12 protein-coding genes are annotated in these 14,824 nt (G+C 31.9%); 10 read left to right on the forward strand and 2 right to left on the reverse strand.

Annotated features, from left to right (window positions below):
- Positions 1-55: 55 nt before the first annotated feature.
- From H611_RS0109375 to H611_RS0109415, 9 genes are all read left to right on the forward strand, one after another.
- A complete protein-coding gene (locus tag H611_RS0109375) occupies positions 56-1,111 on the forward strand; it encodes a hypothetical protein (RefSeq protein WP_157515075.1) in 1,056 nt (351 codons plus the stop codon).
- A 224-nt stretch (positions 1,112-1,335) separates the two neighbouring features.
- Positions 1,336-2,454, forward strand: coding sequence for a glycosyltransferase family 4 protein (locus H611_RS0109380; RefSeq protein ID WP_027138123.1), 1,119 nt, complete (start codon positions 1,336-1,338; stop codon positions 2,452-2,454).
- 175 nt (positions 2,455-2,629) lie between these two features.
- Positions 2,630-4,213, forward strand: a complete 1,584-nt coding sequence (locus H611_RS0109385; protein WP_027138124.1) for an alginate lyase family protein — start codon at positions 2,630-2,632, stop codon at positions 4,211-4,213.
- A 108-nt stretch (positions 4,214-4,321) separates the two neighbouring features.
- Positions 4,322-5,518, forward strand: coding sequence for a glycosyltransferase family 4 protein (locus H611_RS0109390; protein WP_027138125.1), 1,197 nt, complete (start codon positions 4,322-4,324; stop codon positions 5,516-5,518).
- 192 nt (positions 5,519-5,710) lie between these two features.
- Positions 5,711-6,763 (forward strand): undecaprenyl-phosphate alpha-N-acetylglucosaminyl 1-phosphate transferase, encoded by a 1,053-nt coding sequence (locus H611_RS14200; RefSeq protein WP_035483719.1) that lies wholly within the window; start codon positions 5,711-5,713, stop codon positions 6,761-6,763.
- A complete protein-coding gene (locus tag H611_RS0109400) occupies positions 6,753-8,156 on the forward strand; it encodes a UDP-glucose 6-dehydrogenase (protein WP_027138126.1) in 1,404 nt (467 codons plus the stop codon). Before H611_RS14200 ends, H611_RS0109400 begins: the two co-directional genes overlap by 11 nt.
- A 522-nt stretch (positions 8,157-8,678) precedes the next feature.
- Complete coding sequence (locus H611_RS0109405; RefSeq protein WP_027138127.1) at positions 8,679-9,665, forward strand: UDP-glucuronic acid decarboxylase family protein; 987 nt, start codon at positions 8,679-8,681, stop codon at positions 9,663-9,665.
- 53 nt (positions 9,666-9,718) lie between these two features.
- Complete coding sequence (locus H611_RS0109410; RefSeq protein WP_245574785.1) at positions 9,719-11,080, forward strand: exopolysaccharide biosynthesis polyprenyl glycosylphosphotransferase; 1,362 nt, start codon at positions 9,719-9,721, stop codon at positions 11,078-11,080.
- Positions 11,080-11,832 carry a glycosyltransferase family 2 protein gene (locus tag H611_RS0109415; RefSeq protein ID WP_027138129.1) on the forward strand — a complete coding sequence of 251 codons (753 nt, stop codon included), beginning with the start codon at positions 11,080-11,082 and terminating at the stop codon, positions 11,830-11,832. Before H611_RS0109410 ends, H611_RS0109415 begins: the two co-directional genes overlap by 1 nt.
- On the opposite strand, the gene H611_RS0109420 is transcribed toward H611_RS0109415, so the two are convergent.
- The gene (locus H611_RS0109420; protein WP_245574786.1) at positions 11,829-13,145 is read right to left on the reverse strand and encodes a phenylacetate--CoA ligase family protein; all 1,317 of its coding nucleotides are present in this window, start codon (positions 13,143-13,145) and stop codon (positions 11,829-11,831) included. The two genes, H611_RS0109415 and H611_RS0109420, sit on opposite strands and share 4 nt — an antisense overlap.
- 140 nt (positions 13,146-13,285) lie before the next feature.
- On the opposite strand from H611_RS0109420, the gene purD reads away from it, so the two are divergent.
- On the forward strand, positions 13,286-14,557 hold the full coding sequence (purD, locus tag H611_RS0109425; protein ID WP_027138131.1) for a phosphoribosylamine--glycine ligase: 1,272 nt from the start codon (positions 13,286-13,288) through the stop codon (positions 14,555-14,557).
- On the opposite strand, the gene H611_RS0109430 is transcribed toward purD, so the two are convergent.
- On the reverse strand, positions 14,552-14,779 hold the full coding sequence (locus H611_RS0109430) for a DUF6341 family protein (protein ID WP_027138132.1): 228 nt from the start codon (positions 14,777-14,779) through the stop codon (positions 14,552-14,554). The genes purD and H611_RS0109430 overlap by 6 nt on opposite strands.
- Positions 14,780-14,824 lie beyond the last annotated feature (45 nt).

Here is a 14,824-nt window from a genome sequence, read left to right on the forward strand (position 1 = left end):
TTTTATAACTAAATGTTTTCTTGTTTTTAATATTGAAGGTTTTAAAAGGTACAGTATGCTCCCAAAAATATTTATTGAAGTTGGAGCAATTTTTTTAATACTAAAAAAAGGAATAAAAGATAAAAAGCTTATTACTTATTTATTAATGTTGATTGGCCTATCAGCAATTAGCATGGTTAATATCCCATTTAATTTAAACGATATTTTTGATAAATTATATGTTTTAAATAAATATTTATTTCTATCTGTTTTTGCAGTAGCGTTCTTATCTTTTGAAGAGGACATAAGAATTAAGATTATTATACAAATTAGAAATACAATTCTAGTCTTAGGAATAATTAATGGGTTGTTTATGGTTTTTGGTCTTATTTCACAATGGGAAATACTTAAAGCATATCCTAATACACATAGGTTTGGATATAATGGGTTTCTTTTAAAAACCTCAGAAGCAAGCTATTTGTACATTTTGCTAATAATAACAACATATTATGATTACTTTTTAAATAAAAAGAATGGAATACTATGTTTATATTTTGTTGCAATATCTTTTTTTTTGGGCACTAAAGCTGTATGGTTATTTGTTACCTTATTGGTTTCGATACATTTTTTGCTCCACAAAAAAAAACAACTAAGGTATATATATAGCATTTGTATAATGACGTGCTTCTTAGTGTTTTATTTTTTTAATGATTTTATTATAAGAACAGTAGTTAGTTTATTTTCTTTTGGCCCAGAAATCTATAATAAGCATGGCTTTATAACTTTTATCACATCGACAAGAGATTTATTGTTAATTAATACTCTTAATCACTTAAAAGAATATGGAACATATATCATTTATTTTTTTGGAGGAATTAATTTGAAAAATTTTGGTGTTGAATTTGAATTTGTTGACCTTTTCCTGTTTTTTGGAGCTTTTGGACTTATAGTTTACATTTTAATTATTAAAAGACTATTCTTTACTGAGTATACTAAAATTAAATTGCTTGTGTTTCTAGCCTTAATGTGCGTTGCTTTTTTTGCAGGAAACTTCTTTGTTAGTTTTATATGTAGCCTATTCGCTTATGCTGTATTTAAATACATGGATTATTTAAACAGAATTAATATTTGATTGTAGATACATTTGCATGTAAAAACATTTTTTTCATAAAAAAGCTGTTTAGTAAATCATAAATATTTCATCTAAATCTGAAAAGAATAAGGATTATAGGTTTTTATGTTAGGGTTTATATTGACTATATTTGCTAGGTAAAATTAAGGCTATTTATTTGACTTTTTAAAAGGGTGTTTTGAGCTGCTTTTGTTAAAATAATATTTGGATTTTCTTAAAAATATATGAAAAAAGTAAAACTTGCAATTGTTTATCAGGTGATTTTCCATTATAGAATTCCTTTTTATAATGAGATTGAAAAAGATGAAGATATTCAATCTGTATTATTGCATGGGAATGGAGTCAAAGGAACTAAATTAAAGAATGCAAACCACTACTTAAGGCATACATGCAAGTTGTTTTCTCTTCGCTTTCCTTACATACAGAATGGAGGAAAAAAATATTTCTCTTTTTTCCCTTTTTTATTTTTTAGATTGATTTTGATAAACCCTGATGTTATTTTGATAGAGGGCGTTACTTCAGTAATTAATAGTCTTTCAACTTATTTATATGCGAAATTGTTTGGTAAAAAAATAATTTTTTGGTCTTTGGGAAGATTAGAAAACAAATCATTATCTTATCCTAGAAGAAAAATAGATCGCTTAATATTGATGCTCGAAAGAAATGCTAGTTCCATTTTCACATATAGTAGTGTTGGAGAGAAATATTTTTTAAATCGGGGTATTTCCAAAAATAAAATATTCAAAGGTGTTAATGTTCTTGATACAAGAGAAATGCTTAATAAAGTTAGCGACATTAAAAAGCCAAAAAGGGATTTTAGAATTTTATTTGTTGGGAGTATAATTCCAGAAAAAAATGTAGAACTATTAATAGAAGCATTTTTAGAATTGGAACAAAACTATTCGAATATGTATTTAGATATTATTGGTTCTGGAGGAGAATATTATTTAAATATGTTAGAAAAATATAATAAGCTATCTGATAGGGTAATCTTTTATGGTAGAATAACCGATGGATTAGAAAAGTATTATTTTAATTCGGATATTTTTGTGCTTCCTGGCCTTGGAGGTCTAGCAATTTGTGAATCCATGGCATATGGTGTTCCTGTTATATGTTCATCAGCTGACGGAACAGAAAAAGATTTAATAGATGAAGACTGTGGTTTTATCATTGAAAATCTAAATAAAGAATTATTATATAATAAGTTGGCCGAGCTTTATAATGATAGAGACTATTTGGCTAAATGTGGAGAAAACGCAAAAGAAAAAATAAGAAACCAATTTAGCTTTGAAAATTATTACGGCACCTTTAAAAGAAGCTTAAAATTTGCTTATGAGAATTGAGCTAATTTTATTTAGAATTGGCAGAAAGATTAAAAAAATAAGATTAAAGAGGCTAGCCAAATTATTTTGATAGTATCTAGGTTTATTTGGCATAATAGATTAAACCCTATTTTCGCAACATAAATAACTGTGAATAATTATTAGAATTCTATATCAAATCCCTAAATCGGAATAAATGAGGCAATACAAATTGAAATTACTTTTCAATACATTAAAATACCTAAGGTTTAGACAAGTTTATTATCGAATATTTTATTTTATTAAAAATACATTCTTTAACCTTAAATACACTAAAAATTTTCAAGGTAATCCACCTCAGATACATTGGAAAGATGCTTTTTTTAATCAAAAAAGTTTTTTAGGGAATAAGACGTTTATTTTTTTAAATCTCGAGCATAATTTTAATGAAACCATTGACTGGAATTTTTCGAAATACGGTAAATTGTGGACTTTTAATTTAAACTATTTTGATTTTTTAAATCAAAAGGACATAGACAAAGAAGATGGGGTGGAACTAATAGCTGATTATATTAATTGTCAATATTCCCTTCTAGAAGGAAAAGAATCATATACCATATCACTAAGAGGTATTAATTGGGTCAAATTTTTATCGAAAAACGATATACAAGATAATGCTATAAATATCGCTTTATATAATTATTACCAACGCCTATTAAATAATTTAGAATTACACTTTTTAGGAAATCACTATTTAGAAAATGGATTCTCGCTTTTATTTGGAGCTTATTACTTTCAAGATGAAAAGTTTTATAAAGTTGCTAAAAAAATTTTAATAGAGGAGCTTAATGAGCAAATCCTATTAGACGGAGCACACTTTGAGCTATCACCTATGTATCATCAAACCATCTTACATAGAGTTTTAGATTGCTTAAATTTAGTTGAAAGTAATTCTTGGAAACGTTATGAACTTGTTTCTTTTTTAAAGAAAAAGGCAATTAGCATGTTGTCATGGCTTCAAAAGGTAACATTTAGAAACGGTGATATACCAATGGTAAATGATAGTGCCTTTGGCATAGCGCCTTCAACAGAAGCACTATTTAAATATGCTACATTTTTAGGTTTATCATGGAAAGAAGGAAAACTCAAGGAGTCAGGATATCGAAAAATAGAAAAAGAGAATTATGAATTATTCATAGATGTTGGTGAGGTAGGCGCTTCATATTTACCGGCTCATGTCCATTCAGATACATTTAATTTTGAATTGTACGTAAACCATAAGCCAGTGGTCGTTGATACAGGAACATCCACTTATGAAAAGAATGAATTAAGACAATTAGAACGTTCAACAGCCTCTCATAATACCGTTAAAGTTGGTTCCTTTGAACAGTCAGAAATTTGGAGTGGGTTTCGAGTAGCAGAACGAGCAAAAATAGTAGATTTAATTGAAGATGATAGTCGGATACAAGCAACACATAACGGTTATAATAAATTAAATGTTTTGCATAGAAGGACATTTATGACTGAAGAGAATAAGATTATAATTGAAGATGTTCTTTCTAATAAGCCAAAGTATATAACAAGTGCATTTTTTCATTTTCATCCGGATGTTGCTATTGAAAAAGAAGAAAACAAAGTGGTTAGATTAAAAGACAGGAATATTTCAATTCGGTTTTTAGGTGAAATCCATAGTATTGAAATTTTAGATTACAATTATGCTCAAGGGTTTAATAAAAAGGAAAAGGCGAAGAAGCTACAGGTTAATTTTGTAAAAAAGTTAAAGACTGAAATTAGTCTGTGAAATGAGCAATGATAATTCATGATATCAACCAAGGTGTTTTTACCAAGAATGACAGCTAGTTGCTTGCAAGGCAAATCCGAGCTGTAAAAGAACATAGAATTTAAAAAGATGAAAATATTATTTATAACTGATAATTTTCCTCCAGAGGTTAATGCTCCAGCAACTCGAACCTTTGAGCATTGTATAGAGTGGGTGAGACAAGGTTTTTGCGTAACAGTTATTACGGGAGTGCCAAATTTCCCCCAAGGGGAGGTATTTAAGGGGTATAAAAATAAACTATATCAAAAAGAAATAATTGATGGTATTGAGGTTATAAGGGTTTGGACTTACATTGCAGAAAATAAAGGGTTTGTAAAAAGAATATTGGATTACTTGAGTTTTATGCTAAGTTCTTTTTTGGCGGGGTTATTTGTTAAAGCGGATATTATTATAGCGACTTCTCCTCAATTTTTCACCGCTATTTCTGGAAGGTGGCTATCCTTTTGGAAAAGAAGACCATGGGTCATGGAAGTAAGGGATTTATGGCCTGAATCAATCAAAGCTGTTGGGGCGATGGAAACAAATATTTTCATTAGGTTTTTTGAAATTTTGGAAAAGAGAATGTACAAGAGAGCGTCCAAAATTGTAGTTGTAACTGACGCTTTTAAAGAAGAATTAATTGTAAAACATGGTATAAGCCCTCGAAAGATTGCTGTAGTAAAAAATGGGGCAAATATGGATTTGTTTGTTCCTCAATCAAAAAATCAAAGCTTGTTGGGGCAATTTGGACTCAAAAATAAATTCGTAATTGGATACATAGGAACCCATGGTATGGCACATGCCTTGGACTTTATTCTTAGATCTGCAAAACACGTAAAAGATGATAATATCCATTTTTTGTTTATTGGGTCTGGAGCAAAAAAGCAAGAGTTATTGGATCTAAAAGAGCAATTAGGCCTAAATAATGTTACGATGTTAGATTTGGTTCCTAAAGAAGAAGTAAAAGAATATATTTCTATTATGGATGTTAGTCTAGTAAATTTAAAAAAGTCAGACACGTTTAAATCTGTAATTCCATCGAAAATATTTGAAAATGTAGCGATGCACAAGCCTATTCTGTTGGGGGTTGAGGGAGAATCTAAAAGGATTATCGAAGATTATGGTGTGGGAGAAGTTTTCGAACCTGAAAATGAGAAAGATTTTTTGAATAAGATGTATAAAATGTTTGAAAATCCACAGAAATATAATGAAAATTTTAATAATCTGTTGAAAGATTTTGATCGAAAAGCACTTGCGGACAAAATGCTTCAGTTTTTAAGGGAATAATTATAGAAAGAATGAAGAGTGTTGTATCATAACAGAGAAGAGTAGTAGGACTACCAATTAAATTTGGTACATTTGAGATTAAATTTTTTACCCGTGATAATATATTATGCAATCATATTTTTTATCTGTGCTTATATAGTTACTTTTATAACCATACCGAAAATCATCGGATTAGTAGAATATAAAAACTTAATGGATAACCCGAACAGCCGGAGTTCTCATGTAAGAAGGACACCGACATTAGGAGGGGTTTCTTTTTTTTATGTTTTAATTTTGGCATTGTTCTTTCTAAGAAATTGGTGTGATCATGAGGAAGCTTTTTTCTTGATACCTGGATTAACCATCTTGTTTGTTATAGGACTTAAAGATGATTTGGTAGTGCTTTCTCCTTATACAAAATTGATAGCTCAAATTGTAGCTGTTTCGTTTATTATAAGTAACGAAAGTTTCACAATAAATTCTCTGAATGGATTTTTTGGTATTTATAATATACCTATTTATGTTTTTTATGGTATAGGCGTATTTATGATGATAACTATTATAAATGCCTATAATCTTATTGATGGTATAGATGGATTGGCCGCAATAGTAGGCATTATAATACTCATAATTTATACTGCGATTTTTTATATGACAAAGGAGTATTTTTTTGCATTATTAAGTTTAACATTAAATGGTTGTCTGATTGCATTTTTAAGGTACAATTTATCTTCTCTTGGAGATAAAATTTTTATGGGAGATACCGGCTCGTTAATTGTTGGTTTTGTTATAAGTGTATTAACGCTTAAATTTTTAGCTCTATCTCCGGAGAAATATAATAACCTCCCTTTTTTAATTGAGAATATTCCATTAATTGCTATTAGTATATTGATAGTACCATTATTTGATACCGCTAGAGTTTTTACTGTTAGGTTGGCTAATAAAAAGAGTCCGTTTTCGCCAGATAGAAATCATACGCATCATATTTTAATTGATTATTTTAAAATATCTCATCGTAAAGCGAGTTTTATCATAGGAGGGTTTAATTTAATTTTTATTTACTTTTTTATATTATTGGGAAGTACTTCTTATAATATTTGGTTGGTAGCTGTACTAGTAGGTGTTGTTGTGTTATTAGGTTTTCTTTTTTATCGATTTAATTATAATATTTCTAATATAAGGAGAAAAATAAGATTTAAGCGTCGAATGAATAATATAAAAGAAAGGAGTAAAAATATTTTAAATAATAAAGCAAATGAAAATTAAATCCATTTGCTGTATTGGCGCAGGCTATGTAGGAGGGCCCACTATGGCCGTAATAGCACAAAAATGCCCCCATATAACAGTAACGGTTGTAGATGTTAACGCATCAAGAATCGCCGCCTGGAATGATAAGGATTTAGATAAATTACCGGTTTTCGAGCCGCGCTTAGATAAGGTTGTTGAAGAAGCTCGAGGACGAAATTTGTTTTTCTCAACGGATGTGGATCAGGCCATTGAAGACGCCGATATGATTTTCATATCAGTAAACACCCCAACAAAAACCTATGGTAAAGGCAAGGGGATGGCGGCTGATTTAAAGTATATTGAATTATGCGCACGTCAAATCGCGACTGTATCTAAAACCAATAAAATTGTTGTTGAAAAATCAACGTTGCCGGTTCGTACGGCTTCTGCTATTAAAAATATTTTAGATCATACCGGAAATGGGGTGGAATTTCAAATCTTATCCAACCCAGAGTTTTTAGCTGAAGGAACGGCTGTAGACGATTTATTAGTTCCTGATCGTGTTTTAATAGGAGGAGATACTACGCCTAAAGGGCAGGAAGCTATTCAGGCTTTAGTCGATATATATGCCAATTGGGTGCCTGAAGAACGCATTTTAACCACGAATGTGTGGTCGTCTGAGTTGTCTAAATTAACGGCGAATGCCTTTTTAGCGCAGCGCGTATCATCCATAAACTCCATGTCGGCCCTTTGTGAAAAAACGGGTGCTGATGTCAATGAAGTCGCAAAAGCTATTGGGATGGACTCCAGGATAGGTTCTAAGTTCTTAAAATCGTCTGTTGGATTCGGAGGCTCTTGTTTTCAAAAGGATATCCTAAACCTCGTTTATATTGCTAAAACGTATGGATTAAATGAAGTGGCCGATTATTGGGATCAGGTCATCATCATGAACGATTATCAAAAGAATCGTTTTTCGAATAACATTGTTAGTACCCTTTATAATACGGTTTCAGGTAAAAAAATTGCCTTTTTAGGTTGGGCGTTTAAAAAAGACACGAATGATACGCGTGAATCTGCGGCTATACAAGTAGCAGATAATTTATTGAATGAACAAGCCCTAATTGAAGTATACGATCCAAAGGTTACCGAAGAGCGCATGTACGCCGATTTAGATTATTTAAATACGAGGTCGGAAGAAGCGAATAGAAACTTGTTGAAAGTCAAAAGCGATCCTTACGAAGCTTGTAAAGATGCTCATGCGATTGCTGTGTTGACGGAGTGGGATGAGTTTAAAACTTATGACTGGCAACGCATTTATGATAACATGTTGAAGCCAGCTTTTGTTTTTGATGGTCGTGGTATTTTAGATACGCAAAAACTTGAGGAGATTGGGTTTGTTTGTTATTCTATTGGGAAGGGAATAAGAGGTTAAAAATTATTTTATTTGATGTTCATTTCTTTTATTCGCACATGTTATAATAGATTAAGGAGCTCATGATGTGCTTCGCAGTTACTTGTCTAAAAGAAACGAACCAAAGAAAAAGACCCACCCTCGATAGGTATTTTTCGGCTTGGGCTGAAAATCTCTCTGTAAAACACCGCGTCACTGTGTTCCTGAATCTCGGTGTTTTACCGATTTATGCTTACGAGGGCGTTACGTTTCGATTTGTCTTTCGTTTAAAATATTAATTGTTTTTGTGTTACGATCCTAAAGGTAAGGGTTTCCATATTATTAAGATTCCTCACAGCGTTCGGAATGACAGTTTTTTATAAGTTTAAGATGCCTCCTTTGGTCGGAAATCGAAGATTTAACGTAGTCAATGACATCGTGTTCTGGCTGAGTTTAATTTAAAGCCTTTATTTTTAAGAATATAATATTCTGAAGGAATAACGGTTTATATTAAATAGATTCCATTAAATTTGTTCAGAATTTTAGATGACAAAATAAGATAAGGTGAAACGTGTTTTAATTACTGGAGCAGCTGGATTTTTAGGGTCTCACTTATGCGATCGTTTTATTAAGGAAGGCTTCCATGTTATTGGGATGGATAATTTTATTACCGGGGATAAGAACAATCTTACCCATTTAGAATCTCATCCTAATTTTGAGTTTATAGAACACGATGTCACCGAATTCGTTTCAGTTGAGGGGGATTTAGATTATATTTTGCATTTTGCCTCGCCAGCGAGTCCTATAGATTATTTAAAAATTCCTATACAGACTTTAAAGGTTGGTTCTTTGGGTACGCATAATCTGTTGGGTTTAGCCAAAGCAAAGAAGGCACGTATACTTATTGCTTCGACTTCCGAGGTTTATGGAGATCCCTTAGTGCATCCGCAGCGTGAAGACTATTACGGAAATGTTAATACCATTGGTCCACGTGGTGTGTATGATGAAGCGAAACGATTCCAGGAATCCATTACTATGGCCTATCATCGGTTTCATGGCTTGGAAACCCGTATCGTGAGAATTTTTAATACTTATGGGCCACGGATGCGATTAAACGATGGACGTGTTATACCTGCCTTTATGGGACAGGCGTTACGAGGTGAAGATTTAACCATTTTTGGTGATGGTTCGCAAACACGCTCTTTTTGTTTTGTAGATGATCAGGTGGAGGGTATTTTTCGTTTATTGTTTAGTGACTATGCCTATCCCGTTAATATTGGAAATCCGCATGAAATTTCGATTAAGGATTTTGCTGAGGAAATTATCAAGCTTACGGGAACCGAGCAAAAAATTATTTATAAGCCTTTGCCGGAGGATGATCCATTACAGCGGCAACCGGATATTAGTTTAGCTAAAAAAATATTACATTGGGAGCCTAAGATGGGACGCTCGGAAGGGATGAAAATAACATTCGATTATTTTAAAACCTTGCCGCAAGACGCCTTATTTAAAAGTGCGCATAAAGATTTTAGTAATCATATAAGAAAATAAATTTAGGAATGGAATTTAGGCGCGGGAGGTATTCTTGGGTTTTAAGACCTTTGTTGATAGGATATGACCTTTTAGTTATCAATATTCTCGCTTTCCATTTTTTAAATTTAGATGAAGAGGCATTATATTTTTTTTCTACTAAATTATTTAATAATAAACAGTTTCTTTATTTTTTATATTCTACTCTATTCTGGGTTTTAATATCATTTATCTTAAAGTTTTATAGAATTTATAGACATACTTCTTTAACGAAAATATTATTAGTTTTAGTAAAGCAATTTTTTGTTTATTCTATTGTTGTTTACGCTTTTTTAGGAATATTTAGAAGCATAAGTACTCAAGCCTTTTTGGTTTTAAAATACCTTTTATGTGTTTTTTTATTGATAGGTTTAATTAAGCTTTTAAGTTATTACCTCTTAAAATATTTTAGATTGTATTTAGGAGGGAACATAAGAAATGTTCTTATTATAGGTTCTGGAAATAATGTTGAAGAATTAAAAAACATATTAGGAAACAAGACCCTTGGATATCATTTAGTTGGGCATTATAGTGATTTATATTCCGAAAATTTGTCGGGGACTCTTAGTGATAGTTTCCAATATTTAAAACATAAGAATTCTATTGATGAAATTTATTGTGCTATAGATGAATTATCTGAAAATCAGATAAATGATTACGTTAAATTTGCGAGTATTAATAAGTGCAATTTGAAATTTGTTCCTAAGTCGGGTAGTTTGTTATCAAGTAGATTAAAGGCCGATTATTATTTTTATTTGCCAGTTCTTTCAATTCGGGAAGGTGCTTTAAGTGATGATTTTAATATAGCTTTAAAAAGAGGTTTTGATATCTTATTTTCGTTATTTGTTTTGTGTTTTATTTTTTCTTGGATTTCAATAATTTTATTTGTCTTAATAAAATTGGAATCAAAAGGTCCTTTGTTTTATAAGCATAAAAGAACAGGAATTAACTATAAAGAGTTCTATTGTTATAAGTTTCGATCATTGACAATGACAAAGGAGATTGAAGGTAATTATGTAAAAAGGGATGATAATAGAGTTACTAAAATAGGAAAGTTTTTAAGGAAGACGAGTTTAGACGAGTTGCCACAGTTTTTTAATGTTTTATTAGGAGAGATGTCAGTAGTAGGGCCAAGACCACATATGCTTTCTTATACCGATGAGTATTCAAAAAAAATAGATAAATATAATTTTATACATAGACATCTTGTAAAACCAGGGATTACTGGGTTAGCACAAGTTAAGGGGTTTAGAGGAGAAATAAAGAATGATTTTGATATAAAAAATCGTGTAAAATATGATAATTTTTATATTGAAAATTGGTCTATCCTTTTAGATATACAAATTATTATACAAACTATTATAAATATAATTAAAGGAGACGAAAAGGCTTATTAATGACAGGTCTGGTATCTATAATTACGCCGACTTTTAACTCTTCTAAATTTATTGGAGAGACGATTCAGTCTGTGCAGAATCAATCTTACGATCACTGGGAATTAATCATCGTAGATGATGCTTCTACCGATAGTACTGTAGAACTCATTAAAGCACAGGTAAAATGCGACCATCGCATAAAGCTATTTCAATTAGATTGTAATTCAGGACCAGCGGTTGCTCGAAATATGGGAATTGATGCTGCTAAGGGGAAATATTTAACCTTCTTAGATGCCGATGACATATGGTTTGAAGATTTTTTAGAAAATAGTATAAACAGTATTAAAAAGGAAGATACTTCTTTCGTGTTTTCTTCATATAAACGTTCAAATGAATCATTAGAGTTTACTTATCCCGATTTTATTGTTCCCCAAAAAGTGACCTATACCGATATACTAAAAACAAATTCTATAAGTTGTTTGACTGCCTTTTTAGATATTGAAGTTTTGGGGAAAAAATACATGCCTCTAATTAGAAAGCGGCAGGATATGGGGCTTTGGTTGCAGTATTTAAAGGATATTCCTTTTGCCTTTGGTATACAAGAGCCTAAAGCAATCTACAGGATTCGAGAGAATTCACTGTCCCGTAATAAAACAAATCTTATCACATACCAATGGGAATTTTACAGACAAGTGGAACAATTGAATGTGTTTAAGTCCATGTATTACATGTTGTTTTGGATGTATAATGGATTTAGGAAGTATAGGAATTAAAGTAAAGATTTGAACTGTTTTAGTTTCCCACTCTTTTCACGTTGTAATTTGTCTTTTCTTTCGAATACAATATTCAAATTTGGTTCCAAATATTTATCTATGGCCCCTTTAATGTTGTTTACATTATCTTTAGAAAGTGTTTTGTTACTGACGTAACTAATTTTAAATGTGTCTTTTTGGGTTTGCTCAATAACAAATTCTTTTACATTTCCAGAATCTTCAATAATGGTTTTAGTAACATAGTAAAAGGTTAGCCCCGCAGCAGTTTTTCCGCTGGGAAGTTTTACAAGATCATTAGTTCGTCCTGTTAAATTTTTTAGAATGGGCTTTATTAAGGTGCTGGATTTCGATAAGGAAGCAATATCGCCTAAATCATAACGGATAAACGGATGCGCTTTATTAAATAGTGAAGTGATAACGACCCGCCCTTGCTGGCCGTAGGGTAGAATATGGTTGTTATTGTCTAATATTTCAACAAATAAATCTTCATTGTTTATTAGCCATTGTTTTTGAGGTGTTTCAAGGGCAATTATTCCTAATTCTGCGGCACCATATTCATTGATTACGGGAATATTAAACTGTGACTCTAAAAGCGCCCTATCTTCTTCAAAAAGCATTTCAGAAGTAACAATGCACAGTTTAAGTGTAGGACAAATGTCTTTTAATATAATGTCTTGCTTATGAAGAAACTTGGCGAATTGAACAATGGAATTGGTATAGCCGTTAATATATTCAAAAGGAGTTGTTTTAAATATTTTGAGGTTCTTTTCGAATTCGGCATTGCTTAAATCAAACACTGAAAAACGAAAACGGTTGGCTAAGGTATCCTTAAGCCGAGTTTTATAATAAGCTAATTTACTTAAAGGAATGCCATAAAACCTGGCTTCTTTGGAAGTGGGCATATTGATGTTGTGCCAACTATATTTTTCTTGTGCCACAGACCATGTGAGCGCATGGCAAAATTTATCTTTTGCAAAAATAAAGGGATTACCTGATGATCCTGACGTTTTATGGATATGCACATTTCGAATTGAAAAACCTTTTGACAGACGATTGCTTAAAGGTTGTTGTAAGTCCTTTTTGGTTATTACGGGTAAACTATTCCAGTCGTCTGTATTTGCGTTTTTTGTGAAGGCCTGGTAAAACCCATTATGTTTTAGATGATAATTTAAAATGGCTTTTTTTCTTGCTTCCAGATGTTTTGTAAAGTCTGCCTCATTTTCTGCTTGAATTTTTTTTAAATAGGTTTTGGCTTCATCTATTGGAAAGCCATTAATTTTTAAAGAAAAGTCGAATAAATTCAAGAAAGCCATAATTTTTGTAAAGTAAATAAAAAATATTCGTGAAATAGAGGCATTAATTTTATTTTTGCAGCCTATATGTGCTTTTAAGCATGTTATAAATTTATCAAATTTTCAACCCTTTGTAAGGGTATCATAAAAACATCGATACAATGAACATTTTAATTCTTGGTTCTGGCGGAAGAGAACACACATTTGCATGGAAAATAGCTCAAAGTCCATTATGTAATAATTTATTTGTGGCTCCAGGGAACTCGGGAACCGCAAATGTGGCAACCAATGTAAATATTGGTGTTACTGATTTTGCGGCCATTAAAGAATTGGTGTTACAGGAACGTATCGATATGGTGGTTGTAGGACCTGAAGATCCATTGGTACAAGGGGTTCATGATTTCTTTTTGAATGATGATGCTATTAAGCACGTGTCTGTCATTGGTCCACAAAAAGTGGCTGCAGAATTAGAAGGTAGTAAAGAATTCGCCAAAGAGTTTTTATACCGTCATAATATCCCAACGGCGGCATATGAGAGTTTTACAGCCGATACCGTAGAAGATGGATACGCTTTTTTAGAATCTTTAAAGCCTCCATATGTGTTAAAAGCAGACGGCTTAGCGGCAGGTAAGGGTGTGGTTATTTTAAATGATTTAGATGAAGCCAAAGCTGAATTAAAAAGCATGTTAGTAGATGCTAAGTTTGGTGAAGCCAGTACGAAAGTGGTTATTGAAGAATTTTTGGATGGGATTGAATTGAGTTGTTTTGTTCTAACCGATGGTGAAAACTATAAGATTCTTCCAACGGCTAAAGACTATAAACGCATTGGGGAAGGAGATACTGGTTTAAATACAGGGGGTATGGGAGCTGTTTCTCCAGTACCATTCGCTACCGATGCATTTCTTTCTAAAATTGAAGAGCGCATTGTAAAGCCTACAATAGCTGGTTTTAAAAAGGATAACTTGCCTTATGTAGGTTTTGTGTTTATCGGATTAATAAAGGTAGGAGACGACCCTAAAGTGATTGAATACAATGTACGTATGGGAGATCCTGAAACCGAAGTGGTTTTTCCACGATTAAAGAATGATTTGGTTGAAGTGCTTCAGGCTATGGCTGACGGTACCCTAGACAAAATTTCTATCGAGATTGATGAACGTGCGGCTACAACTATTATGCTGGTATCGGGCGGTTATCCGGAAGCTTATGAAAAAGGAAAGGAAATTACAGGAATTGAGGCCATTGAAGATTCTATTCCTTTTCATGCAGGGGCACAACTAAAGGATGGTAAGGTATTAACTTCAGGCGGTCGTGTTATGGCGATTACCTCTTATGGAAATACGTACCAAGAGGCCATAAAAAAATCTTACCAAAATATAGAAAAACTACATTTTGATAAGATGTATTATCGTAAAGATATAGGATTCGATTTATAAAAATGAATGTGAAGAAACAGATTTGTCTTCTTCATTATTATCATTAAAGGTTTTTAGTTGCTTCATCCAGTAAACCATAGCAACAAATCCTATGATGATAAAAATCCAAGAAATCGTGTTTGCAGCAAACCAGTTTTCCAGTTCTAATGCTCTTATGGCATCAAGTGGTGCGAAAAGTACATTTACAAACAAATCCTGTATCGCGTAAAAGAAGTCTTTCATGAGTTTATTTTAGTGTTTTAATCTTGCTAATAAACGTTTATGCTT

Source organism: Gaetbulibacter saemankumensis DSM 17032, from assembly GCF_000425645.1.
GTDB lineage: Bacteria > Bacteroidota > Bacteroidia > Flavobacteriales > Flavobacteriaceae > Gaetbulibacter > Gaetbulibacter saemankumensis.

Bases quoted from the DNA above. Each gene is read 5' to 3' on its own strand.
- H611_RS0109375 (WP_157515075.1), top strand. From the start codon at position 56: ATGCTCCCAAAAATATTTATTGAAGTTGGAGCAATTTTTTTAATACTA.
- H611_RS0109380 (WP_027138123.1), top strand. From the start codon at position 1,336: ATGAAAAAAGTAAAACTTGCAATTGTTTATCAGGTGATTTTCCATTAT.
- H611_RS0109385 (WP_027138124.1), top strand. From the start codon at position 2,630: ATGAGGCAATACAAATTGAAATTACTTTTCAATACATTAAAATACCTA.
- H611_RS0109390 (WP_027138125.1), top strand. From the start codon at position 4,322: ATGAAAATATTATTTATAACTGATAATTTTCCTCCAGAGGTTAATGCT.
- H611_RS14200 (WP_035483719.1), top strand. From the start codon at position 5,711: ATGGATAACCCGAACAGCCGGAGTTCTCATGTAAGAAGGACACCGACA.
- H611_RS0109400 (WP_027138126.1), top strand. From the start codon at position 6,753: ATGAAAATTAAATCCATTTGCTGTATTGGCGCAGGCTATGTAGGAGGG.
- H611_RS0109415 (WP_027138129.1), top strand. From the start codon at position 11,080: ATGACAGGTCTGGTATCTATAATTACGCCGACTTTTAACTCTTCTAAA.
- H611_RS0109420 (WP_245574786.1), bottom strand. From the start codon at position 13,145: ATGGCTTTCTTGAATTTATTCGACTTTTCTTTAAAAATTAATGGCTTT.
- purD (WP_027138131.1), top strand. From the start codon at position 13,286: ATGAACATTTTAATTCTTGGTTCTGGCGGAAGAGAACACACATTTGCA.
- H611_RS0109430 (WP_027138132.1), bottom strand. From the start codon at position 14,779: ATGAAAGACTTCTTTTACGCGATACAGGATTTGTTTGTAAATGTACTT.